At 69.9% G+C, this 23,630-nt stretch carries 18 protein-coding genes and 1 pseudogene; 12 read left to right on the top strand and 7 right to left on the bottom strand.

Features of this window, described 5'->3' with window-relative positions; genetic code table 11:
- The 4 genes and pseudogenes from EHO50_RS32265 to glgB all read left to right on the top strand — a co-directional run.
- Window positions 1–695, top strand: a pseudogene (locus tag EHO50_RS32265) (alpha-1,4-glucan--maltose-1-phosphate maltosyltransferase); the annotation flags it as partial.
- Window positions 692–2,392, top strand: coding sequence for a maltose alpha-D-glucosyltransferase (gene treS / locus EHO50_RS32260; RefSeq protein WP_128434761.1), 1,701 nt, complete (start codon window positions 692–694; stop codon window positions 2,390–2,392). The pseudogene EHO50_RS32265 and the gene treS, both read left to right, overlap by 4 nt.
- An 84-nt stretch (window positions 2,393–2,476) precedes the next feature.
- A complete protein-coding gene (locus tag EHO50_RS32255; RefSeq protein ID WP_128434760.1) occupies window positions 2,477–3,973 on the top strand; it encodes a maltokinase N-terminal cap-like domain-containing protein in 1,497 nt (498 codons plus the stop codon).
- On the top strand, window positions 3,970–6,639 hold the full coding sequence (gene glgB / locus EHO50_RS32250) for a 1,4-alpha-glucan branching enzyme (protein ID WP_128434759.1): 2,670 nt from the start codon (window positions 3,970–3,972) through the stop codon (window positions 6,637–6,639). The genes EHO50_RS32255 and glgB overlap by 4 nt, the downstream gene beginning before the upstream one ends.
- 167 nt (window positions 6,640–6,806) lie before the next feature.
- On the opposite strand, the gene EHO50_RS32240 is transcribed toward glgB, so the two are convergent.
- From EHO50_RS32240 to EHO50_RS32215, 6 genes are all read right to left on the bottom strand, one after another.
- Window positions 6,807–9,023 carry a HelD family protein gene (locus EHO50_RS32240; protein ID WP_128434758.1) on the bottom strand — a complete coding sequence of 739 codons (2,217 nt, stop codon included), beginning with the start codon at window positions 9,021–9,023 and terminating at the stop codon, window positions 6,807–6,809.
- Window positions 9,024–9,211: 188 nt separating this feature from the next.
- Window positions 9,212–9,544, bottom strand: coding sequence for a thioredoxin (gene trxA, locus EHO50_RS32235; protein WP_128434757.1), 333 nt, complete (start codon window positions 9,542–9,544; stop codon window positions 9,212–9,214).
- Entirely contained in the window at window positions 9,541–9,927 is a 387-nt protein-coding gene (locus EHO50_RS32230) for a MerR family transcriptional regulator (RefSeq protein ID WP_128434756.1), read from the bottom strand. The genes trxA and EHO50_RS32230 overlap by 4 nt, the downstream gene beginning before the upstream one ends.
- A 319-nt stretch (window positions 9,928–10,246) precedes the next feature.
- Window positions 10,247–10,534, bottom strand: coding sequence for a hypothetical protein (locus tag EHO50_RS32225; RefSeq protein ID WP_128434755.1), 288 nt, complete (start codon window positions 10,532–10,534; stop codon window positions 10,247–10,249).
- A gap of 13 nt (window positions 10,535–10,547) precedes the next feature.
- A complete protein-coding gene (locus EHO50_RS32220; RefSeq protein WP_128434754.1) occupies window positions 10,548–11,024 on the bottom strand; it encodes a hypothetical protein in 477 nt (158 codons plus the stop codon).
- A gap of 319 nt (window positions 11,025–11,343) precedes the next feature.
- A complete protein-coding gene (locus tag EHO50_RS32215) occupies window positions 11,344–12,729 on the bottom strand; it encodes a cation:dicarboxylate symporter family transporter (RefSeq protein WP_128434753.1) in 1,386 nt (461 codons plus the stop codon).
- A gap of 341 nt (window positions 12,730–13,070) precedes the next feature.
- On the opposite strand from EHO50_RS32215, the gene EHO50_RS32210 reads away from it, so the two are divergent.
- The 5 genes from EHO50_RS32210 to EHO50_RS32190 all read left to right on the top strand — a co-directional run bounded on the left by EHO50_RS32210 (window position 13,071) and on the right by EHO50_RS32190 (window position 18,613).
- Window positions 13,071–13,784 carry a hypothetical protein gene (locus tag EHO50_RS32210; protein ID WP_128434752.1) on the top strand — a complete coding sequence of 238 codons (714 nt, stop codon included), beginning with the start codon at window positions 13,071–13,073 and terminating at the stop codon, window positions 13,782–13,784.
- A gap of 123 nt (window positions 13,785–13,907) precedes the next feature.
- Complete coding sequence (locus EHO50_RS32205; RefSeq protein ID WP_128434751.1) at window positions 13,908–15,143, top strand: NAD(P)/FAD-dependent oxidoreductase; 1,236 nt, start codon at window positions 13,908–13,910, stop codon at window positions 15,141–15,143.
- A gap of 30 nt (window positions 15,144–15,173) precedes the next feature.
- Entirely contained in the window at window positions 15,174–16,070 is an 897-nt protein-coding gene (locus tag EHO50_RS32200; protein WP_128434750.1) for an RNA polymerase sigma-70 factor, read from the top strand.
- A 117-nt stretch (window positions 16,071–16,187) separates the two neighbouring features.
- The gene (locus EHO50_RS32195; protein ID WP_128434749.1) at window positions 16,188–17,918 is read left to right on the top strand and encodes a sensor histidine kinase; all 1,731 of its coding nucleotides are present in this window, start codon (window positions 16,188–16,190) and stop codon (window positions 17,916–17,918) included.
- Window positions 17,915–18,613 (top strand): response regulator, encoded by a 699-nt coding sequence (locus EHO50_RS32190; RefSeq protein WP_128434748.1) that lies wholly within the window; start codon window positions 17,915–17,917, stop codon window positions 18,611–18,613. Before EHO50_RS32195 ends, EHO50_RS32190 begins: the two co-directional genes overlap by 4 nt.
- 1 nt (window position 18,614) lies before the next feature.
- On the opposite strand, the gene EHO50_RS32185 is transcribed toward EHO50_RS32190, so the two are convergent.
- On the bottom strand, window positions 18,615–19,172 hold the full coding sequence (locus EHO50_RS32185; protein WP_128434747.1) for a hypothetical protein: 558 nt from the start codon (window positions 19,170–19,172) through the stop codon (window positions 18,615–18,617).
- 66 nt (window positions 19,173–19,238) lie between these two features.
- Between EHO50_RS32185 and EHO50_RS32180 the strand changes: the two genes are divergently transcribed.
- From EHO50_RS32180 to EHO50_RS32170, 3 genes are all read left to right on the top strand, one after another.
- On the top strand, window positions 19,239–20,105 hold the full coding sequence (locus EHO50_RS32180; protein WP_128434746.1) for a 5'-methylthioadenosine/S-adenosylhomocysteine nucleosidase: 867 nt from the start codon (window positions 19,239–19,241) through the stop codon (window positions 20,103–20,105).
- Between the two features lie 172 nt (window positions 20,106–20,277).
- Complete coding sequence (locus tag EHO50_RS32175; protein ID WP_128434783.1) at window positions 20,278–22,176, top strand: tetratricopeptide repeat protein; 1,899 nt, start codon at window positions 20,278–20,280, stop codon at window positions 22,174–22,176.
- 70 nt (window positions 22,177–22,246) lie between these two features.
- Entirely contained in the window at window positions 22,247–23,617 is a 1,371-nt protein-coding gene (locus EHO50_RS32170; RefSeq protein ID WP_128434745.1) for an extracellular solute-binding protein, read from the top strand.
- Window positions 23,618–23,630: the final 13 nt, after the last annotated feature.

The raw sequence follows: 23,630 nt of genomic DNA, 5'->3' as shown, positions 1-23,630 counted from the left end.
ACTTCACCTGGCGCAACACCAAGCAGGAACTCACCGAGTACCTGACCGAACTGTCCGGCGAGGCGGCCACCTACATGCGGCCGAACTTCTTCGCCAACACCCCCGACATCCTGCACGAATTCCTCCAACACGGCGGCCGTCCCGCCTTCGAGCTGCGCGCCGTCCTCGCCGCCACCCTCTCCCCCACCTGGGGCATCTACAGCGGCTACGAACTGTGCGAGAACACCCCCCTGCGCAACGGCAGCGAGGAGTACCTCCACTCGGAGAAGTACCAGCTACGCCCCCGCGACTGGGCCGCCGCCGAACGCGAAGGCCGCACCATCACCCCCCTGATCACCCAGCTCAACGCCGTCCGGCGGGCCAATCCGGCCCTGCGGCAGTTGCGCGACCTCCACTTCCATCACGCGGACAAGGACGCGGTGATCGTGTATTCGAAGCGAAGCGGTTCGAACACGGTTCTGGTGGTCGCCAACCTCGACCCTCACCACACCCAGGAGGCCACGGTCTCGTTGGACATGCCGCAACTCGGCCTGGAATGGCACGAGTCGGTGCCGGTGCGCGACGAGCTCACCGGCGAGACCTATCACTGGGGCAGGGCGAACTACGTGCGTCTCGAACCGGGCACTCGTCCCGCGCACATCCTCACCGTCCTGCGACCGTCCACCCCGCAGATCGGAGGGTCACCCACAAAATGATCGTCAACGAGCCCGTTCAGGACACCTTCGAGGACACTCCTGCCAAGGATCGTGACCCGGATTGGTTCAAGCGCGCCGTCTTCTACGAGGTCCTGGTCCGCTCCTTCCAGGACAGCAACGGCGACGGCGTCGGCGACCTCAAAGGCCTGACCGCCAAACTCGACTACCTGCAATGGCTCGGCGTCGACTGCCTGTGGCTGCCGCCCTTCTTCAAGTCACCGCTCAGGGACGGCGGCTACGACGTCTCCGACTACACGTCCGTGCTGCCCGAATTCGGTGACCTCGCCGACTTCGTGGATTTCGTGGACTCCGCCCACCAGCGCGGTATGCGGGTCATCATCGACTTCGTCATGAACCACACCAGCGACCAGCACCCGTGGTTCCAGGAGTCGAGGAAAGACCCCGACGGCCCCTACGGCGACTACTACATGTGGGCCGACGACGACAAGCAGTACGCCGACGCCCGCATCATCTTCGTCGACACAGAGGCCTCCAACTGGACCTTCGACCCGGTCCGCAAGCAGTACTTCTTCCACCGCTTCTTCTCCCACCAGCCGGACCTGAACTACGAGAACCCGGCCGTGCAGGAGGAGATCCTCTCGGCGCTGAAGTTCTGGCTGGACCTGGGAATCGACGGGTTCCGGCTGGACGCGGTGCCGTATCTCTATGCCCAGGAGGGCACGAACTGCGAGAACCTTCCCGCGACCCACGCCTTCCTCAGGCGGGTACGGAAGGAGATCGACGCCCAGTACCCGGACACGGTGCTGCTGGCGGAAGCGAACCAGTGGCCGGAAGACGTCGTCGACTATTTCGGCGACTTCCCAAGCGGTGGCGACGAATGCCACATGGCGTTCCACTTCCCGGTGATGCCGCGCATCTTCATGGCCGTACGGCGGGAATCCCGCTACCCGGTCTCGGAAATCCTCGCCAAGACGCCGGCCATCCCCTCCGGCTGCCAGTGGGGCATCTTCCTGCGCAACCACGACGAGCTGACCCTCGAAATGGTCACCGACGAAGAGCGCGACTACATGTACGCGGAGTACGCCAAGGATCCGCGTATGCGCGCCAACATCGGCATCCGACGCAGGCTGGCTCCCCTGCTGGACAACGACCGCAACCAGATCGAGCTGTTCACCGCCCTGCTGCTGTCGCTCCCCGGCTCGCCGATCCTCTATTACGGCGACGAGATCGGCATGGGCGACAACATCTGGCTCGGCGACCGCGACGCCGTACGCACGCCCATGCAGTGGACGCCGGACCGCAACGCGGGTTTCTCGTCGAGCGACCCGGGACGGCTGTTCCTGCCCACGATCATGGACCCGGTCTACGGCTACCAGGTGACGAATGTCGAGGCGTCCATGTCCTCGCCGTCCTCTCTCCTGCACTGGACCCGCCGGATGATCGAGATCCGCAAGCAGAATCCGGCCTTCGGACTGGGCTCCTACACGGAACTCCAGTCGTCGAATCCGGCCGTGATCGCCTTCCTGCGCGAATACGAGGACGATCTCGTCCTGTGCGTGAACAACTTCTCGCGGTTCGCGCAGCCGACGGAGCTGGATCTGCGGAGGTTCAACGGGCGGCATCCGGTCGAGCTGTTCGGCGGGGTGCGATTCCCGGCCATCGGTGAGCTGCCGTACTTGCTGACCCTCGGCGGCCACGGCTTCTACTGGTTCCGGCTCCGCAAGGACGCCGCCTGACAGCCCGGCGGGGCGGTTTCTCCCGCCCCGCCCGGGGCACGCATCAGTAACACCCCGACCGGCCCGGGGAAAGGACGTGACGCCATGTCGAAAGCCGTCACCCGCACCCTTACGACCCCTCCCGGCCTCCTTGCATCGCTGGACCCGCTCCTACGGGAGTGGCTGCCACGGCAGCGCTGGTTCGCGGGCAAGGGGCGCCCGGTCACCGGGTTCTCGCTGGTGGCGGCCACCGAGCTGCTACCGCCCGGCGGCAAGCTGGGCCTGTACCACCTGCTGGTACGCGCCCATCAGCCACTCGCGCCCCTGACGGGCGCCCCCGAGCAACCCTCGGACTGCTACCAACTCGTCATAGGCGAGCGCGAGGCGCTGCCGCCGCGGCTCGCGCCCGCGCTGATCGGACACGTGGCCGAGGGCCCGCTCGCCGGACGCACGGTGTACGACGCCCTGTACGACCCGCGCCCCACCGAGCTGCTCCTGGAGGCGCTGCGCACCGGGGCCCGGATCGGCGCGCTGCGTTTCGAGCGGGACGAAAGCCAGGAGATCCGGTCCGGCCTGGTGCCGCGCCTGGTCACCTCCGAACAGTCGAACTCGTCGGTCGTCTACGGCGATACGTTCATCCTGAAGCTGTTGCGCCGCATCGTGCCCGGCGTCAATCCCGACCTGGAGCTACCGCTGGCGCTGGCCCGCGAGAGCTGCGACCGGGTGCCCGCGCCGACCGCGTGGATCCGGGCGGAGCTGTCCGGCGAGGGTTACGTCCTCGGTGTGCTCCAGCCCTTCGTGCAGGGCGCGGCGGACGGCTGGGAGCTGGCCCTGCGCGAACTGGCCAAGGGTGAGGACTTCGCCGTGGCGGCACGGGCGCTCGGGCGCGCGACCGCCGAGGTGCACATGGCGCTGGCCCGCACACTGCCGACCGTGACTCTGGGGCACGCACAGGTGCCGCAGCTGGTCGACGGCATGGTCGAGCGGCTGGACGCGGCCGCGCAGGCGGTGCCCGCGCTACGGCCGTACGCGCCCGGCCTGCGCTCCGCCTTCGAGGCGCTGGCCGACCTGGCCGCCGAGGGCTGCACCTGGACCGCCCAGCGCATCCACGGCGACCTGCACCTCGGGCAGTGCCTGCGCTCGCCCGCCGGACAGTGGTGGCTGATCGACTTCGAGGGCGAGCCGTCGAAGCCGCTGGCCGAACGGCGGATGCCACAGCCGCCGGTGCGGGATGTCGCGGGGATGCTGCGCTCCTTCGACTACGCCGCCCACTCGGCCGACCCTGCGGTACCCGGCTGGGCCGACACCTGCCGGGCCGCGTACTGCTCCGGGTACGCGCAGGTCAGCGGCGCCGATCCACGGACCGATCCGGTGCTGCTGCGCGCGTACGAGACCGACAAGGCGATCTACGAGGTCGTCTACGAGGCCCGTCACCGTCCCGACTGGCTCCCGGTACCGCTGTCCGCCGTACGCCGCCTCGCCGCGGACACCGGCCCCCAGTCCCAATCCCAATCCCAGTCCCCGCCCCCGTCTCCGCTGTCCCTGCCCCCGTCCACCCCCGCACCCACATCCCCACCCTCGCCGAGGAGGCCCCGCCCGTGACCCCCCGCACCACTCCCTCCAGCGATTCGGATCCGCAGCAGACGGCCGAGAAGCCGACTGAGGTGAAGACCGAGGAGAAGGCCGAGAAGACGAGCGTCGCGAAGAAGGCGACAGCGAAGACGGCGAAGGCCGCCGAGAAGGCCGCGGAGGCCGTGAAGAAGGGGACGACGAAGGCCGGCGCGGCGAAGAAGGCGGCTGCGAAGAAAGCGCCCGCCAAGAAGACGGCCGCGAAGAAGGCCCCGGCGAAGAAGGCGGCTGCCGCCGAGAAAACCGGCGCGAAGAAGGCCGTGGCCAAGAAGGCCGCAGCCAAGAAGACGGCCGCGAAGAGCACGGCCACGTCGAAGAGCACGGCCCCGAAGAAGGCCGCCGCCAAGAAGATCCCCGCGCAGAAGGCCGCGCAGAAGAAGATCCCGGCGCAGAAAGCGATCCCGAAGCCGGCTGGGCCCGTCGAAGCCCCGGCACCGGTGGAGGTCGCCGTCTCGCCGGCCCTCGACGCCGTCGACCGCGACCGCCTCCTCAGCGGCACCCACCACGACCCGCACTCCGTGCTCGGCGCGCACCCGGTGCCCGGCGGGGTCGCCTTCCGGGCCTTCAGGCCGTACGCCCTGTCGGTCACCGTCGTCGCGGGGAGTCTGCGGGCCGAGCTGCACGACGACGCGGAGGGGTTCTTCTCGGGGCTGCTGCCCCTGCGAGAGGTACCGGAGGACTACCAACTCCTCGTCGCGTACGAGGGTTCGGTCCAGGAGACCGAGGACGCGTACCGTTTCCTGCCCGCGCTGGGCGAGCTCGATCTGCATCTGATCGGTGAGGGACGGCACGAGGAGCTGTGGCGGGCGCTCGGCGCCGAGCCGATGACGCACCAGGGCGTGACCGGCACCCGGTTCACGGTGTGGGCGCCCAACGCGCGGGGCGTGTCCGTGGCCGGCACCTTCAACTTCTGGGACGGCACGGGGTATCCGATGCGCTCGCTCGGCGGCACCGGCGTCTGGGAGCTGTTCGTGCCCGGCATCGGCGAGGGCGAGCTGTACAAGTTCGAGATCACCCGGCCCGACGGCTCGAAGACGCTGCGCGCCGACCCACTGGCCCGCCGTACGGAGGCCCCGCCCAACACGTCGTCCATCGTGCACGCCTCGCAGCACGAGTGGGGTGACGCGGATTGGCTGGCGCGGCGCGGGGAGGTCCCGACGCACGAGGCGCCGTTCTCGGTCTACGAGGTCCACCTGGCGTCCTGGCGCCCGGGGCTGACGTACCGGCAACTCGCCGAGCAGCTCCCCGCGTACGTCAAGGACCTCGGCTTCACCCACGTCGAGCTGATGCCGGTCGCCGAGCACCCCTTCGGCGGCTCCTGGGGCTACCAGGTCACCGGGCTCTACGCACCCACGGCCCGCCTCGGCACCCCCGACGACTTCAAGTACCTGGTCGACGCCCTGCACCAGGCCGGGATCGGCGTGCTGATGGACTGGGTGCCGGCGCACTTCCCGCGCGACGACTGGGCGCTGGCCGAGTTCGACGGCCGCCCGCTCTACGAGCACGAGGACCCGCTGCGCTCCGCCCACCCCGACTGGGGCACCCTGGAGTTCGACTTCGGTCGCCGTGAGGTGCGCAACTTCCTCGTCGCCAACGCCATTTACTGGTGCGAGGAGTTCCACATCGACGGCCTGCGCGTGGACGCCGTCGCCTCCATGCTCTACCTGGACTACTCGCGCGAGCCGGGCCAGTGGGTCCCGAACGAGCACGGGGGCCGGGAGAACCTGGACGCGGTGGCGTTCCTCCAGGAGATGAACGCGACCGTGTACCGGCGGGTGCCCGGCGTCGTGACGATCGCGGAGGAGTCCACGGCCTGGGACGGTGTGACACGCCCGACGCACGTGGCCGGCCCGGGCGGCTTCGGGGGCCTCGGCTTCGGGCTGAAGTGGAACATGGGCTGGATGCACGACTCGCTGGAGTACATCGCCAAGGAGCCGGTGCATCGCAAGTACCACCACAACGAGATGACGTTCTCGATGGTGTACGCCTACAGCGAGAACTACGTCCTGCCCATCTCCCACGACGAGGTGGTACACGGCAAGCGGTCCCTGGTGTCGAAGATGCCGGGCGACTGGTGGCAGCAGCGGGCCAACCACCGCGCGTACCTGGGCTTCATGTGGGCCCACCCGGGCAAGCAACTGCTCTTCATGGGGCAGGAGTTCGCGCAGGGCGCGGAGTGGTCGGAGGCGCACGGCCCGGACTGGTGGCTGCTGGACCCGGCGTACGGGGCGGAGCCCGATCACCGGGGGGTGCGGGACCTGGTCCGCGACCTGAACACGGTCTACCGCCACACTCCGGCCCTCTGGCAGCGGGACACCGATCCGTCCGGGTTCCAGTGGGTGGTCGGGGACGCGGCCGACGACAACGTCTTCGCGTTCTTGCGCTACGACGCCGAGGGGGCTCCGCTGCTGGCGGTGTCGAACATGTCGCCGGTGGTCCGGCACGACTACCGCCTCGGGGTCCCGGACGACGTCCCGGCCTGGCACGAGTCGCTGAACACCGACGCGGCGAAGTACGGCGGCAGCGACGTCACCAACCCCGACCCGCTCAAGCCGGAAGCCCAGCCGTGGCACGGCCGCCCGGCCAGCATCCGGCTGACGTTGCCGCCACTGGCGACGGTGTGGCTGCGCCCGGCCTAATTTTCTCGCCCCCGCCGCCCCTACCCGTCCCATCCCAGGGGGCTCCGCCCCCTGGACCCCCGCTCCTCAAACGCCGGAGGGGCTGAATTCCAGCCCGTCCGGCGTTTGAGGACGAGGCCCGTTCAGGGCCGAAGCGGGGGTCTGGGGGCGGCGGGGGCGAGACCAGTTCAGGTGGTGGCCAGCGCCTTCGGCAACCGGCCCGTGTGCAGCACCCCCAGCCGCTGCGTCGCCCGCGTCAGCGCCACGTACAGGTCGCTCGTGCCGTACAGCCCCGGCTCCACCACCAGCACCGAGTCGAACTCGAGCCCCTTCGACTGACGCGGGTCGAGGAGGACGACGGTCCGCGTGAGGTCGGGCTCCGCACCTGCGGTCACCCCGTCCAGCCGCGCCGCCAGCTTGCGGTGCAGATGGCGCGGCGCGATGACCGCGAGGCGCCCGTCGGCAGGGGTCAGCTCCACGACCGCCTTGGCGACGGCGTCGGGCAGGTCGTCGGTCGCGCGCACCCAAGGCCGTACCCCTGTCGAGCGCACCGAACTCGGGGGCTCGAAGCCGGGGTTCTCGGCCCGCACCACGGCCGCCGCGAGGTCCATGATCTCGGACGGCGTGCGGTAGTTGACGCCGAGGCGGGTGTGCTCCCAGCGGTCCTCGACATAGGGCTCCAGGATGCCTGCCCAGGAACCGACGCCGGCCGCCTCGGCCGTTTGGGCCGGGTCGCCGACCAGTGTCATCGAGCGGGTGGGGCTGCGCCGCATGAGCAGCCGCCAGGCCATCGGCGACAGTTCCTGCGCCTCGTCGACGATGATGTGCCCGAACGCCCAGGTCCGGTCGGCCGCCGCCCGCTCGGCGGCGCTGCGATGGTCGTCCTCCTCGTGGCGTTCGGCGAAGCGCTCGGCGTCGATGATGTCGTGCGCGGAGAGCACCTCGCTGTCGTCGTCTTCCTTGTCCTCGAACTCGTACGTCCGGGAGGCGTACGACACGTCCAGAACGCCCTGCGCGTACGCGACCTGCGTCTCCCGCTCACGCTCGGCCCGCGCCCGCGCCACCCGGTCGTCCTCGCCGAGCAGTTCGGCGGCCTCGTCCAGCAGCGGTACGTCCGCCACGGTCCACGCCCGCGTCACGGTCCGGCGGATCGCGGCCGCGTCCTCGTCGGGGAGGTAGCCCACGGGGTCGGCGAGGAAGTCCGCGACCAGGCGCTGCGGGGTCAGCCGCGGCCACAACTGGTCGATGGCCGCCCACACTTCGGGGTTCTCGGCGATCTCGTCCCGGATCTGGGTGATGTCGGCGGGATCCAGCAGACTGGAGCCGTCGTACGGGTCGGTGCCGACCCGCTCGGCGTACAGCTCGGTCAGCGTGTTGAGGATGTGGCCCTCGAAGTACTCACGGGCCACGTTGTGCTGGAGCTTCGCGGCGCGGGTGCGTTCGCGGGCCATCCGCACCAGGTCGTCGTCGAGCATCAGGACCTCGCGGTCGTGCTCGATCGCGATCACCGGGTCGGGCAGCGCCTGCCAGTCGCGTACGACCTCGGCGAGCACGTCCGCCATGTCGGCGCGGCCCTTCACCGCGGCCGCCTCGCGGGTGTCGGCCGCCGTCGCCCGTACGCCGGGGAACAGTTCGCCGACCGTGGACAGCAGCACGCCCGTCTCGCCGAGCGCGGGCAGGACCTCGCCGATGTAGCCGAGGAAGGCGGGGTTGGGGCCGACGATCAGGACGGCGCGCTTGGCGAGCAGCTCCCGGTGTTCGTAGAGGAGATAGGCGGCGCGGTGCAGGGCGACCGCCGTCTTGCCGGTGCCCGGGCCGCCCTCCACCACCAGCACCCCGCGGTGCGGCGCCCGGATGATCTCGTCCTGCTCGGCCTGGATGGTCTGCACGATGTCGCTCATCCGGCCCGTGCGCGCGGAGTTGAGCGCGGCGAGCAGGACGGCGTCGCCGGTCGGGTCCTCGTGGCCGGTGCGCTCCTGGTCACCCAGGTCGAGGATCTCGTCGTGCAGGGCGGTGACCGTACGGCCGTTGGTGGTGATGTGCCGCCTGCGCCGGATGCCCATCGGGGTGTGGCCGGTGGCCAGGTAGAAGGGGCGGGCGACGTCGGCGCGCCAGTCGATCAGGATGGGCGTGTGCTCGGCGTCGTCGGTGCGCAGGCCGATGCGGCCGATGTGGTGGCTGACGCCCGAGGCGAGGTCGATCCGGCCGAAGCAGAGCGAGCCGTCCACCGCGTTGAGCGCGGCGAGCAGCCCCGAGCGCTCGGCGACGAGGATGTCCCGCTCCAGTCGGGCCTGCATGGGCGTGTTGCCCTGGGCGAGCGCGTCCCCGACGGAGGTCTCGGTGTCGCCGCGCAGCGCGTCCACGCGCGCGTACAGGGAGTCGATGAATTCCTGCTCGCGTCGCATTTCACCGTCTTGCAATTCGGTGTTTGACAATTCTGCTCCCGCCCGGATATAGTGTGCTCACTGGACTTCACCGCGACTTCGTCGGGCCCAATCCGACTTGAAGTCGCGAATCATTGAATATACGCAAAGAAATCCCCCGGGCGCAATTGCCCGGGGGATTTCTTTGTACTCGAAGTGACCGGAGCGGGTCACAGCACGTCGGCGAGCTCCTCCAGGAGCCTGCGCTTGGGTCGCGCCCCCACCATCGACTTCACGGGCTCACCGCCCCGGAACACCATCAGCGTCGGCGTCGACAGCACGCCGTACGCGATCGTGGTACCCGGATTGCGGTCCACGTCCAGCTGGACGATCCTCAGCCGATCGCCCTCCTCTGTGGCGATGGCGCTCAGGACCGGCGCGAGCTGGCGGCACGGGCCGCACCACTCGGCCGTGAACTGCACCAGCACCGGCAGTTCGGAGCCGATCACCTCCGCTTCGAAGTCCTCGTCCGTCACCTCTGCCACGCCCGCCGCCTTGATCACAGCTCCTGCCCTCCCAGTTCGCACAACGGTGGTTCCCCCTCGGCCAGCGCCAGCCGCAGGCCGATCTTGGCGCGCACGGCCTGCAACTCGCCGATCAGGGCGTCGAGTTCGTCCAGCTTGCGCCGGTAGACCGCGAGCGAGGCCGGGCATGTGTCGCCTTCCGGGTGTCCGGCCCGCAGACACTCCACGAACGGCCGCGTCTCCTCCAGGTCGAACCCGAAGTCCTGGAGCGTCCTGATCTGCCGGAGCAGCTTCAGGTCGCTCTCGTCGTACGTCCGGTAGCCGTTGCCGCTGCGCCGCGCGGGCAGCAGCCCTCGCGACTCGTAGTAGCGCAACGTGCGCGTCGTGGTCCCGGCCCTCGCGGCCAGCTCGCCGATTCGCATGCGTACGAACGTAATCCTTGACGCCGACGTCAGGGCAACCGCGACGGGAGCGGCTCTCTGCGCACCGGGGAGGACAGCCCGAGCCGGGCCGGGGGGGGCGACATGGGCGCCGCACCCCGCGATCGCGCCCACCGCCTCCAGTCGCCGCCCGCAGGGTGAGCGGGATCGGGCTCGTCGGCGTAAGCGTGTCGGGGTTGACTGCGGTCGGGTGTGGGGCCGGGCAGTTGCTCCCTGCCTGGCCCCACCGCCGGTGACGGCAGCGTGCCGAGGGACTGCGTGGCCGGCAGTGGCGACCGTGTGAGCCCCGTTCGGCGCGGCCTCAGCGCAGTCGCCCGGCCGACTCGCCGCCGCCCGGGGCCGGGGCCCCGAGGTGGCGTGCGTACTGGTCGGTGGCCTTGACCAGCGCCGGCGTGACGAGAGCCACCGCCACCTTCCAGACGGGATCAGGCACCAGCGCGACGGCCGCCGTCACGGCGAGCATGGGGCCCAGTGCCCGAGTGACGCGGACGCCCCTGCTCGGCCGCGTGTGCGCCTGTGCGTCGAGGTACCCGCCGGTCAGCACCGCCAGTTCGGCGACGACCAGCACGAGTGCCAGGGTGATGTCCACGGGAGCGCTCCGCTCAGTCGCCGGCCGAGCTGCAGTCCCAGTGCCCGGCCGCCCTGGTGTTGTGGGCCACGGCGGCCGGAACGGCGTCCGTGCCGCCGCCGGGCGGGTTCGCCACCCACTTGCAGCCGAAGTCGGTCATGAAGTGCTTGAACGTGTAGTTGTGGTACTTCGCCTGGATCTTCTTCAGCCTCGCGATGCCCGCCGGGGTGGCGTTGAAGGCCCTGCTGTACTCCTTGGCGTCCTTCACCAGGCAGCCCGCGGAGACGATCGCCCCCACCCAGCCCGCGCCCTTGGAGGCGATGGTCTTCCCCAGCGAGGAGACGCTGACACCGGTGGCCAGCAGCGAACCGCACACGCCGGCAATGCTCTTGTAGTCCCGCCCCACGGACGGCTGTGCCGCCCCCGTGGCCGCCTGGGCCGGCGCCACCCCGGCCGTGAGGAGCACTGCCCCGGTGGCCGTGCCGACCAATGCCTTACGAATTTTGTCCATGGGTTCCCCCGGACTTCCTGTGTGTCCTTGACGGTCACCCATGGAGAGGTGCGGAAGATCAACCGCGTTGGGCAAGGACGAGTAAGGGAACGCAATCTTCCGGTAATGCCGTCAGGCGCACGGCAGTTGCCGTGCGCCTGAGAGGGAGATGCTGACCGGGCGGCTGAGAGACGGGGGAGCATCCCAGCCGCCCGGAGTGTGGTGGCCGAACGCCCGGCCCCGGTTCAGGCGGGGCCGAACGCCCGGCCCCGGTTCAGGCGGGGCCGGACGTCCGGAGCAGGGGACGGGCCGGAGGTCAGACCAGAGGTCAGAGCAGAGGTCAGGCCTTGGCGAGCTGCTTGTCGCCGTCCGGTTCCGACGCCTCGGCCGGGGCGTCGTGGCCGTCCTCCAGGAGGGTCGCCTCGTCGAACGGGAGCTGACCGGCGAGCACCTGGTCGACGCGCTCGCGGTCGATCTCCTTGGTCCAGGTGCCGATCAGGACGGTGGCGACGGCGTTGCCCGCGAAGTTCGTCAGAGCGCGGGCCTCGCTCATGAAGCGGTCGATGCCGACGATCAGGCCGACGCCGTCCACCAGGGCGGGCTTGTGCGACTGCAGACCGCCGGCCAGCGTGGCCAGACCCGCACCGGTGACACCGGCGGCGCCCTTGGAGGCGACCAGCAGGAAGAGCAGCAGCGGGATCTGCTCACCGATCGCCATCGGCGTACCCATGGCGTCGGCGATGAACAGGGACGCCATGGTCATGTAGATCATGGTGCCGTCGAGGTTGAAGGAGTAGCCGGTCGGGACGGTGATGCCGACCACCGGCTTGCTGACACCGAGGTGCTCCATCTTCGCGATGAGGCGCGGCAGCGCGGACTCGGAGGAGGAGGTCGACAGGATCAGCAGGAACTCACGGCCCAGGTACTTGAAGAGCGTGAGGATGTTGAGGCCGGCGATGATCCGCAGCAGCGCGCCGAGCACGATGAAGACGAAGAGGAAGCAGGTGACGTAGAAGCCGAGCATCAGGATGGCCAGCTTCTTGAGCGCGTCGACACCGGCGGACCCGGTGACGGCGGCCATGGCGCCGAAGGCACCGACGGGGGCGACCCACATCACCATGGCGAGGATCCGGAAGACGAGCTTCTGGATGTGCTCCACGCCGCGCAGGATCGGGTCCCCGGCGGAGCCCATGGCCTGCAGCGCGAAACCGGCGAGCAGGGCGACCAGCAGGGTCTGCAGGACCGACTGCTCGGTGAAGGCGGAGACGAGCGTCTTCGGGATGATCGACAGCACGAAGTCGACCGGCGGCAGCGCCTCGGCGTCCACCTGCTCGTGCCCGGCGTCCTTGACGGCGTCGGTGATCTGCAGACCCGTGCCCGGCTCCAGGATGTTGCCGACGACGAGACCGATACCGAGGGCGACCAGCGACATGGCCAGGAAGTAGCCGAGCGCGATACCGCCGACGGCGCCGACCTTGGCGGCCTTCCGTACCGAGCCGATGCCCAGGACGATCGTGCAGAAGATGATCGGCGAGATCATCATCTTGATCAGGTTCACGAAGCCCGTACCGATGGGCTTCAGCTCGACCGCGAAGTCGGGTGCGGCCAGACCCACGGCGATACCGAGGGCCACCGCGATGATCACCGCGATGTAGAGGTAGTGCGTGCGGTCCCGCTTGGCGACGGGTGCGGCAGGTGCCGTATCGGGGGATTTGGCGGCGGCCACGGCTGCCCTCCTTGACGTCTTCGTCGGTATCACCGGCGTGCGGCTCACGTCCGGGGTGGGGGTTCGCTGACGGGGAAGCGCGCCCCGGGGAGCGGGGGTCGTACTCCAGCGATGCGGCGACTATCCCCTGCCGTGTGAGGGCGGTCACCCTTCCGTTCATTTAGTTCACCGCCCGCTTACAAAGGCAGGCCCCCGGCCTGCACACCTGGGAGGAAGCGCCTGCGAGTCGACCGGGACCGGTCCCGGTGTCGCGTGGCTATGTTCCGTAGCGGGAGATGGACGGAGTCGACCGCGGGGGACGGAGAAGCTCGATGGCCGGCATCTAGGTACGAACCGACCCGGTGACCCGGATGAACCTCGGCGAGCACACACTCTCCGCTCTGCGCGTGCAGTTACGGGCGGTCGACTGCCAGACCTGCGGCCGCCCGTTCCTGCGGTGGCAGCGGCCCGCGCTCGCCGTGTACACCGACGGCGAGTATGCCGACGCGTCGCTGCATCACGTCGGCTGCCACCGGCCCGGCTGGCACGAGGGGTGGATCGAGCCGGTCCTGGACCGTCAGCACCTCAGTTGGCGGGCGGGGACATTCGTGCTGCCGGCCCGCCTGATGCTCGGACTGTCCTCCGACGACATCCCGTTCTTCCTGGTGAACCCGGCCTTCGAGGCCGCGCTCCTCCACCACCGCGACGGCAGGGGATGGCAGGTGTGGACGGTGCAGTTCTTCAAGGAGCTGGGGCTTGACCTTCGTGGGTCGACGGCGCTGTCGTCGGCCGGCCCGACACCGACGCTGGCCGCCTCGATCGAGGACCACCGGATCTCGGTCACGGTTCGCAGTGGCGAGGCCCACCATCACTGGCCGAACATCCCGATCTTCCCGGAGACCGCGAGACTCGTGCGTGCGCGCGGCTCGATCGTGGTGGGGGTCACCACCCGACTCGACGTCTGTCAGCGCCTGTCACACCCTGAGATCGCGGCGGGCGCGACGTCCGGCTCGATGGCGGTCGGGGTGGCCGCGCTTGCCCCCAAAGGCAAGGGCCGACGGCGACGGAAGCACTGACGCGGGCCCCTACGGAGTGATCTGAGTCACATCCTGTCACGGCGGTCGAGTACGCGGTGTCTTGAGGCCGAACCCCTTGGGCCGAACGCCTCGGGCCGAACCCTTGGAACCGGAGGAGACACCGTGACCGAGAACAGCAACGTCATCGTGGTCGGCGGCGGATACGCGGGCGTCATGGCGGCCAATCGCCTCACGCAGCGCGACGACGTGACCGTGACGCTGATCAACCCGCGCTCGACCTTCGTCCACCGGGTCCGCCTGCACCAGCTGGTGGGCGGGTCCGACGACGCGGTCGTCGACTACCGGGAGATCCTGGCCGAGGACGTCCGGCTGGTGGTCGACAGTGTGACGCGGATCGACGCCGCCGAGCGCAGCGTGACGCTGGCGACCGGCGGCACAGTCGAGTACGACCACCTGATCTACGCGGTGGGCAGTGGCAGCGCCGACCCGGGCGTGCCCGGAGCGGCCGAGTTCGCCTACCCGATCGCCGGCCTGGAGGAGGCGCAGCGGCTGCGGCCGGTCCTGGACGCCGCGTCCGCGAAGGCCCCGGTGACGGTCGTAGGAGCCGGTCCGACCGGTATCGAGACCGCCGCCGAGCTGGCGGAGGCAGGCCGCGCCGTGACCCTGGTCTGCGGCGGGGTGCTCGGCCCGTATCTGCACCCGCGGGGTCGGCGCTCGGTCGCCAGGCGGATGGCCGAACTCGGTGTGGCGGTGCTGGAGGGCCCCGACGCGAGGGTGACGGCCGTGACGCGGGATTCCGTACGGCTCGGCGACGGCCGTACGCTGCCGAGCGAGGTGACCATCTGGACCGCCGGCTTCGCCGTGCCGGACCTGGCCGCGCGCAGTGGGCTGAGCACCGACGCCCTGGGCCGGCTGCTCACCGACGAGACGCTGACCAGCGTGGACGACCCGCACATCGTCGCGGCCGGCGACTCGGCCGCGCCGTCGGGCCTGCCGTTGCGGATGAGCTGCCAGGCCGCGATACCGCTGGGCGCGCGGGCCGCCGACACGGTGCTCAGCCGGATCGAGGGTGAGCAGCCCTCGCCCCTCAACCAGGTGTTCGCCGGGCAGTGCATCAGCCTGGGCCGCGACACCGGCATCTTCCAGTTCGCCCACCGGTACGACGTCGCGGTCGGGTTCCACATCGACGGCCGCACCGGCGCGAGGCTCAAGGAGATCGTCTGCAAGGGCATCGTCAAGCATCTGGCCGCCGAGTCGCGCAAGCCCGGTTCGTACCGCTTGCACCGCGTCTCGGGAGGTGCCAAGCGTCAGGAGCTGCTGCGGGCCGCGCGCCCTGCGGACGAGACCCGGGCCAAGGCTGCGGACGAGACCCCGGTCACCGTCGAACACGTGGCCTAACCCGCACACAAACAGGGGAGAGACCTCGGCATGAGTGATCACGCCACCGACGCGGCGACCGAGGCTTTCGTCGCCCACCGCAACCTGCTCTTCACCGTCGCCTACGAGATGCTCGGCTCGGCCGCCGACGCCGAGGACGTGCTGCAGGAGACCTGGCTGCGGTGGGTCGAGGTCGATCCGGGGCAGGTGCGCGACCAGCGCGCCTACCTGGTCCGGATCACGACCCGCCAGTCGCTCAACCGGCTGCGTGCGATGACGCGCCGCAAGGAGGCATACGTCGGCCCCTGGCTGCCCGAGCCGCTGCTCACCGCCCCGGACGTGGCCCAGGACGTCGAGCTCGCCGAGAGCCTGTCGATGGCGCTGATGCTCGTACTGGAGACACTCTCCCCGACGGAGCGCGCCGTCTTCGTACTGCGCGAGGTCTTCGACGTCGACTACGACGAGATCGCGGCCGCCGTCGACAAGAGCCCCGCGGCCGTCCGCCAGATCGCGCACCGCGCCCGCCGGCACGTCGACGCCCGCCGCCCGCGCGCGGCGGTCCCCGCGAGCGCGACCCGGGCGGCCCTGGAGTCGTTCCAGCGCGCGCTCACCACCGGGGACCTGCAGGGCTTCCTCGACGTGCTCGCCCCCGAGGTGGTGCTGATGGGTGACGGCGGCGGCATCAAGCAGGCCGCGCCCCGGCCGATCGTCGGCGCCGACAAGGTGGCCCGTTTCATCGTGGGCGGCCGCGGCAAGCTCGACGCCACGATCACCCTCGAGCCGACCCTGGTCAACGGCAATCCGGCGCTCATCCTGCGCCTGGACGGCGAGATCGACGGCGTCATGGCGATCCGCGTCGAGGACGCCCGCATCACCGGCCTCTACTACGTCCGCAACCCCGAGAAGCTGACCCGCGTCGAATCGGAGACCCCGCTCACCCTGCGGTGAGGACAGCGTGCCTGGTCAGCGCCGGCCGGCCAGGCACGCGTGACCCCCGCCCGGGGTCGGGAACCACTTGTCCACAGGGACGGGCGGTCAAAATCGGCCATGGGGCAGACTGACGGCATGCGCATCTCCGTCCCGAGGCCCCGCAGCCTGGCCGGCCAGCTCTTCGCCATGCAGGCCGTGCTGATAGCGGTGCTCGTCGCCGGGTACGCGGTGTTCACCTACGTCAGCGACCGCGGCCAGGCCGAGGACGCGGCGGGCCGACAGGCCATGGCGGTGGCCCAGGCGATCGCCGACGCCCCGTCGGTACAGGAGGCCATCCGCACCGACGACCCCACAGCCGAGCTCCAGCCGTACGCGCTCCGTGTCCAGCACGACGCCGACGTCGACTTCGTCACGATCATGAACCCCGGGGGCATCCGCTGGACGCACCCCGACCGGGAACAGATAGGCCAGCACTTCCGGGGTCACATCGGGCGCGCCCTGCGCGGGGAGCCGTTCACCGAGACGTACACCGGCACGCTCGGCGCGTCCGTGCGCGCGGTCGTGCCGATCTACGACGGGGGACGGGACCCGGCGCACATCGTGGGGCTGGTCAGCGCGGGTATCAGGGTCGAGGAGATCAGCAAACGGGTGCAGGACCAGCTGACGGCCCTGCTCGGCGTGGCCGCGGGCGCGCTCGCGTTGGGCGCGATCGGCACGTACGTCATCAACGCCCGCCTGCGCCGCCACACCCACGGCATGAACGCGGCCGAGCTGAGCCGGATGCACGACTACCACCAGGCCGCGCTGCACGCGGTACGCGAGGGACTGCTGATGCTGGACGGGCAGTACCGGGTGGCGCTGATCAACGACGGGGGGCGGGAGCTGCTCGGAGTGGGCGGCGATGTGGTGGGCCGGTCGGTCGCGGAGCTCGGCCTGCCGGCACCGCTGACCGGGGCGCTGCTGGCGTCCGAGCCGCGGGTCGACGAGGTGCATCTGACAGCGCAGCGCGTGCTGGTGGTGAACACATCACCCGTGTCGGGCGGCGAGCGGCGCGGAACGGTGGTGACCCTGCGGGACGTGACCGAACTCCAGTCGGTGATGGGCGAGTTGGACTCGGAGCGGGGCTTCACCCAGGCCCTGCGGTCTCAGGCGCACGAGGCGGCGAATCGCCTCCACACGGTCGTCTCGCTGATCGAACTCGGACGCGCCGAGGAGGCGGTGGAGTTCGCGACCGCCGAGCTGGAGCTGGCACAGGCGCTGACGGACCAGGTCGTCGCGGCGGTGAGCGAGCCGGTGCTGGCGGCGCTGCTGCTGGGGAAGACGGCGCAGGCCAACGAGCGGGGCGTCGAACTCGTCGTATCGGAGGACAGCCGACTGGACGACGGCCTGCTGCCCCCCTCGCTGCCGGCCCGGGATCTGGTGACGATCCTCGGCAATCTGATCGACAACGCGGTGGACGCCGCGCAAGGAAGCGTGCGGGGGCGGGTGACGGTGACGGCGTACACGGAGAGTGCGGAGCTGGTCCTGCGGGTGTCGGACACGGGGGCCGGGGTGGACCCCGCGCACGCGGAGGCGGTGTTCGAGCGCGGCTTCTCGACGAAGCCGGCCGGGCCGGGCGGGCGAGGGCTGGGGCTTGCGCTGGTACGGCAGGCGGCGCATCGGCATGACGGGACCCTGTCGGTGGCGGAGGCTGCCGGGGGTGGGGCGGAGTTCGAGGTGCGGTTGCCGTTGGGAGAGGGTGTGAGGCACACGCCGGATGCCGGGGCCTCGCCGGGCGCCGAACCCGCGCCGGGCGGCAGTCCTTCGCGGCAGGCCGAGCCTGTGCGGGGTGCCGAGGACGCGGTCGTTTCGAGAGGTGACGTATGACCGGGGCGGCCGAGCAGGCGATTCGCGTCCTGGTCGTGGAGGACGATCCGGTCGCGGCGGACGCGCACGTGCTGTACGTGGGCCGGGTGCCGGGATTCGTCGCGGTCGGCAAGGCGCACACGGGCGCGGAGGCGCGGCGCGCGCTGGAGCGGACGCGGGTGGACCTACTGCTGCTGGACCTGCACTTGCCGGATGTGCACGGGCTGCAGCTGGCGCGGTCGTTGCGGGCGGCCGGGCATCACGCGGACGTCATCGCGGTGACGTCGGCGCGGGATCTGGCGGTGGTGCGGGAGGGGGTGTCGCTGGGGGTCGTGCAGTACGTACTGAAGCCCTTCACCTTCGCGACGCTTCGCGATCGGCTGGTGCGGTACGCCGAGTTCCACGCCGCGGTCGGAGAGGCGAGCGGCCAGGACGAGGTGGACCGCGCGCTGGCGGCGCTGCGGGCGCCGGGTCCTGCGGCGTTGCCGAAAGGGCTGAGCGGGCCGACGCTGGAGCGGGTGACGGGGGCTGTGCGGGAGGCCGTCGAGGGGCTTACGGCGGCCGGGGTCGCCGAGGCGGTGGGGATTTCGCGGATCACAGCTCGGCGATACCTGGAACACCTGGTGGAGGCGGGGAGAGCCGAGCGGAAGCCGGTCTACGGACAGGTCGGGAGACCGGAGCTGGTGTACCGATGGGTGCGGGGCGAACGCCGCTGAGTCACTGCCCGCCGTCCGTCGGACGGAACGGCACCGCGTATATGACGCGGTACCAGCCCAGCACCGCCACTGTGACCGCCTCGGCCACGGACAGGACCACGAGCCCTGGCGAGGTGTCGCCGCCGGCCCAGTACACGACGAGCGCGCCCAGCGGTACGAAGCAGAAGGCGAGCAGGTCGACCACGAGCTGCAAGACCTTCCGGGACACGCGCCGAGGGTCCCCGCGATGGAAGTGCTCCCACCCGAAGGCGCCCTCCGAGCCCGCGAGCCGAGCGAGCCGAGGCCCCAGCTCGCCCCGCACATACCTCCCGATCGCCGAGATCTTCTCGTCGTTGACCAGATAGGTCCACCCGAGCACGACACACACCGGCGGCAACGCGAGCAGCATCGACGTCTGCTTGGCCTGCGCCGCCGCGGCGATGACGGCGGCGACGACCGCGAGGGTGACGTACAGCAGGTTGTCCCGGAACCCGATGCGGGCCTTCTGTTCGTCCTTCACGCTCTGGTACTCGGCGAGCAGCAGCTGTCCGACGGTGACGTCGCGCTCCGTCCCGGTCATGACGGCGATCCCTTCCCCTGGGCCAACGACCCGCCTGGGCTGGTCACTTGGCAGTACCTTAAGGGGGTGTCCGAGACCTCTCCCAGCGTTGTCGTCCTCACCGCGCTCGCGCTCGAATACGCCGCCGTGCGGTCGCACATCGTGGACCGTGAGGAACTCGTCCACGACAAGCACGGAACCCGCGTCGAGCGCGGCCGCCTGGAGGGTACGGACTGGACCGTGGCGATCGCCGAACTGGGCGAGGGCCCGGTGAACGCCGCCACTCTCACGACACAGATCGTCTCCTGGCTGAATCCACAAGCCGTGCTCTTCGTCGGGGTGGCGGGCAGCCTCAAGGAGGACATCGGGATCGGTGATGTCGTGGTCGGCACAAAGGTGTACGGCATCCACGGCGGCAAGCAGACCACCAAGGGCTTCCTCGTCCGCCCCGAGGCCTGGCCGGGCTCGAACGCACTGGTGCAGGCCGCCCGTTCCGCCGTACGGGACATGGCGGAGGTGCGGGCGCACTTCAAGCCGATCGCCGCCGGTGACGTGGTCCTGGCGGACGCCAGGTCGGAGATCGCCAAGCATCTCCGCGAGCACTACAACGACGCCGCAGCGATCGAGATGGAGGGTTCTGGCGCGGCCCACGCGGCGCATCTGAACGGGCAGTTGGACGCCCTGGTGATCCGGGGGATCAGCGACCTCGCCAACGCGGAAAAGCGCAAGGCCGACGCCTCGGGGTCACAGGAACGGGCTGCTGCGCAGGCGGCTGCGGTGGCGGTGGCGGTACTGCGAAAGCATCGGCCGCGGGGCGGGGCGTCCGGGCGCTCCGGTTCCGCTGCTTCCGCCGACTCCGAGGAGGGGCCCCATTACGGGGGCGATCACATCGACTTGCGGGGCGGGACCTTCTACGGGACTGTCGTCGGCAAGCGGACCGGAGGCCAGCGGTAGGGGGACTGTCCACGGACCGGTTCCGCGCGCGAGTGCGACGCTGCCGCCGCGGCCGCTCGGCTTCACGGGGCGTTCGGCGGAACTGGAGCGGTTGCTGGCCCAACTCGCGCCTGATTCGAGTGATTCGGATGATTCGGCCGCGCTTCCTGTACTCATCTTCGCTGTCACGGGGATGGGTGGCATCGGAAAGACGGCGTTGGCGGTGGAGGCGGCGCATCGGGCTTGTGCGGAGGGGTGGTTTCCCGGTGGGACGCTGTTCGTGGATCTGCGGGGGTACGACGACGATCCGGTGACGGCGGATCAGGCGGTGCTGGCGCTGCTCGATGCGATGGGTGTGCAGGGTGCGGAGCTGCCGCAGGCGGTTGCGCGTCAGTACGACGCCTATCGGAGGCTCCTCTCCGAGCGGCAGAACCGGACGTTGCTGATCCTGGACAACGCCTCGGACCCGTCCCAGTTCCTCTCCCTTCTGCCCGGCACGGACCACCACCGGGTTCTCATCACTTCCCGGGATCGGCCGGACGCGCTGCCCATACGTCTCATCGACCTTGAGACACTCGCCGGGGACGACTCCGCCGCCCTCGTTACCCGAGCCCTCCGCGCCGCCGACGAACGCGACGACCGCCCGGCGCGCGAACCACAGGCGTTGCACGAATTGGCCGAGCTGTGCGGTCACTTGCCCCTCGCGCTCCAGATCGCCGCCGCGATGCTCCGTCGACGTCGCCGGCGTGACATCGCCTCGCTGGTGGCCGAGATCAAGAGAGTCGGAGACACACTTGCCGTCCTTGACCACGGCAGCCGGGGCGCCGACCAGTACGGCCGTTCCCTCACTCTCCGGCCGGTTCTGGAGACGTCGTACCGCCGCCTGCCGCCCGAGCAGGCCCGGTTGCTGCGTCTGCTGGCCCTGGCCCCGGGCGCCGAGACGGGCACGGAGGCCGTGGCCGCGCTGACCGGCCTGGACATGGATGTCGCCGTGGGCCTGCTGGAGGATGTGGGCGCGGCAGGTCTACTGACGGTGGTGCAGTCGGGTGGGGGTGTGCGGTGGCGGTTGCATGACCTCGTGCGGGCGTTCGGGATGGGTGTGGTGGCCGCGGATACAGTCTTCCGGGAGGAGGGGGAGACAGCGCGCGAGCGGGTGCTGGAGTTCTACCACCAGTGGGCGGCATCGGCTGATGACCGGTTGAACTGGGTGCCGGGAATGCCACAACCGGAGAGGTTCACAAGCCGTGCGCAGGCGCTGGCATGGCTTGACAGCGAGCGGGCTGGGCTGGTGGCGGCAGTTCAGTGGACGCGGGAGGACCGGCACACGCACAACGGGGTGAGGCTGGCCGTGCGCCTGGTGAGGTATCTGGATTGGCGCCGCTACCACGACGAGTGGATCGCTGTCGCCCGTACCGCCCAGGAGGCCGCCCACCGCGCAGGGGACCGTCTCGGTGAGGCCAACGCATGTGACCGACTCGGTACCGCCCTCCTCAAGGTCGGTCGAGTGGAGGAAGCGATCGACGCCCACATGCGTTCCCGTGACCTGTTCCAGGCCGCCGAAGACCTCCACGGCGAGGCCATCGCGTGGGAAAGCCTCGGTGTCGCCCTGGAGGAGGCGGGTCGAATCGAGGAAGCCATAGACGCCGATATCCATGCCCGCGTCCTCTTCCGGGCCACCGACAACCGTCGAGGCGAGGGCAACACATGGAATCACCTCGGCTCTGCGCTGCACGCAGCAGGCCAGGTGTGGGAGGCCATTGACGCCTTCACTCATGCCCGCGACCTGTACCAAGCCGTCGAAGACCGCAACCGCGAAGGGATAGCGTGGAACAACCTAGGCGTCGCCCTGGCAGAGGCAGGCCGCTTCGAAGAGGCCATCGAAGCGTTCGCCAATGCCTCGGACAGCCACCGGGATTTCGAGGACTGGTACAGGGCGGGCGGGGCCCTCTACAACTTGGCCCTTGGCCACCAGACCGTCGGTCACCCCGACGAAGCCCGCGCCTACTACCTCCAGGCAGCCCACGCCTACACCCAAGCCAACGCCCCCACCGAAGCCGCCCACGCCCAATTCGCCGCAGACGCATTGACCTGACTAGACCAGTCAACCTACGTTCACCAGGCAGCCATCCCCGCGCCACAACGAAGTGAGCCCGCAGGAGGTCATGCCCGTGCGCCCCACCGCCGCCCTGATCACCACCGCCCTCGCCCTCACCGCCGCCTCCCTCGCAGCCTGCAGCAGTTCCGGCAGCGACCCCGACACCCTCAAGGTCTCCTTCAAACAGTCCACGGACAACTCCATCAAGGTGATGGACACCTACCTCGCGGACATCAAGAAGCAGTTCGAGAAGGCCAACCCCGGCAAGAAGGTCGAGTTCGTCCCCATCAAGGCCCCGGACTCGGAGTACTACACCAAGCTCCAGCAGATGCTCCGCTCCCCCAAGACCGCCCCCGACCTGGTCTACGAGGACACCTTCCTCATCAACTCGGACATCACCAGCGGGTACTTGAAGCCCCTGGACCCCTACCTCGCCAAGTGGCAGGACTGGAACCAGTTCATCGACACGGCCAAGGAAGCCGCCAAGGGCGAGGACGGCAAGACGTACGGCATTCCGGACGGCACCGACACCCGGGGCCTGTGGTTCAGCAAGGACATCTTCAAGAAGGCCGGCCTGCCCACCGACTGGCAGCCGAAGACCTGGAACGACGTCCTGGACGCCGCCCGCACCATCAAGCAAAAAGCCCCCGACGTCATCCCCCTCAATGTCTACACGGGCAAACCCGTCGGCGAAGCCGCCACCATGCAGACCTTCGAGATGCTGCTCTACGGCACCACGAATGACGGCAACACAGACCCCCTGTACGACAAGTCCGCAAAGAAGTGGGTCGCCGGCAGCCAGGGCTTCAAGGACGCCCTCACCTTCGTCGAGACCGTCTACAAGGAGAAGCTCGGCCCGGACGTGTCCGACGCCCTCGACCCCAACGTCATGACCCGCGTCCGCGGCGAGTGGCTCCCTCAGGGCAAGCTCGCCATCGCCCTCGACGGCTCCTGGCTCCCGCAGGACTGGCTCCCCGGCAGCGGCCACGAGTGGCCCGAGTGGTCCGACGAACTCGGCCTCGCGGCCATGCCCACGCAGAACGGCCAGGCCCCCGGCAAGGTGAGCATGTCCGGCGGCTGGACCTGGTCGATCCCGGCCAAGGCGGGCAACCCCGACCTCGCCTTCGAGTTCATCAAGACGATGCAGACGAAGACGAACGCCCAGAAGTGGTACGTCGCCAACTCCGGCATCGCGGTACGCAACGACGTGGCGAAGGACCCGTCGTACGTCAACGCCCAACCCGGCATCAAGTTCTTCACGGACCTCGTCGCGAGCACCCACTACCGCCCCGCCTACCCGGCGTACCCGAAGGTGTCCACAGCCGTCCAGGAGGCCATGGAGGGCGTGACGACGGGCGACATGTCGGTCGAGGACGCGGCGAAGGGCTACGACGAGGAGCTGAAGACGGCAGCGGACAACCAGGTGATCGAGAAATGAGCGCTCACGACAT

Source organism: Streptomyces cyaneus (genome assembly GCF_004028635.1).
In the GTDB taxonomy this organism is placed as follows: domain Bacteria; phylum Actinomycetota; class Actinomycetes; order Streptomycetales; family Streptomycetaceae; genus Streptomyces; species Streptomyces cyaneus.
This window is presented reverse-complemented; position numbering and strand designations above follow the sequence as displayed.

Excerpts from the sequence above, each read along its gene's own strand:
- EHO50_RS32200 (WP_128434750.1), top strand. The coding sequence starts at position 15,174 with ATGAGTGATCACGCCACCGACGCGGCGACCGAGGCTTTCGTCGCCCAC.
- EHO50_RS32190 (WP_128434748.1), top strand. The coding sequence starts at position 17,915 with ATGACCGGGGCGGCCGAGCAGGCGATTCGCGTCCTGGTCGTGGAGGAC.
- EHO50_RS32255 (WP_128434760.1), top strand. The coding sequence starts at position 2,477 with ATGTCGAAAGCCGTCACCCGCACCCTTACGACCCCTCCCGGCCTCCTT.
- EHO50_RS32185 (WP_128434747.1), bottom strand. The coding sequence starts at position 19,172 with ATGACCGGGACGGAGCGCGACGTCACCGTCGGACAGCTGCTGCTCGCC.
- EHO50_RS32175 (WP_128434783.1), top strand. The coding sequence starts at position 20,278 with ATGGGTGGCATCGGAAAGACGGCGTTGGCGGTGGAGGCGGCGCATCGG.
- EHO50_RS32170 (WP_128434745.1), top strand. The coding sequence starts at position 22,247 with ATGCCCGTGCGCCCCACCGCCGCCCTGATCACCACCGCCCTCGCCCTC.
- EHO50_RS32230 (WP_128434756.1), bottom strand. The coding sequence starts at position 9,927 with ATGCGAATCGGCGAGCTGGCCGCGAGGGCCGGGACCACGACGCGCACG.
- EHO50_RS32240 (WP_128434758.1), bottom strand. The coding sequence starts at position 9,023 with ATGCGACGCGAGCAGGAATTCATCGACTCCCTGTACGCGCGCGTGGAC.
- EHO50_RS32195 (WP_128434749.1), top strand. The coding sequence starts at position 16,188 with ATGCGCATCTCCGTCCCGAGGCCCCGCAGCCTGGCCGGCCAGCTCTTC.
- EHO50_RS32220 (WP_128434754.1), bottom strand. The coding sequence starts at position 11,024 with ATGGACAAAATTCGTAAGGCATTGGTCGGCACGGCCACCGGGGCAGTG.
- treS (WP_128434761.1), top strand. The coding sequence starts at position 692 with ATGATCGTCAACGAGCCCGTTCAGGACACCTTCGAGGACACTCCTGCC.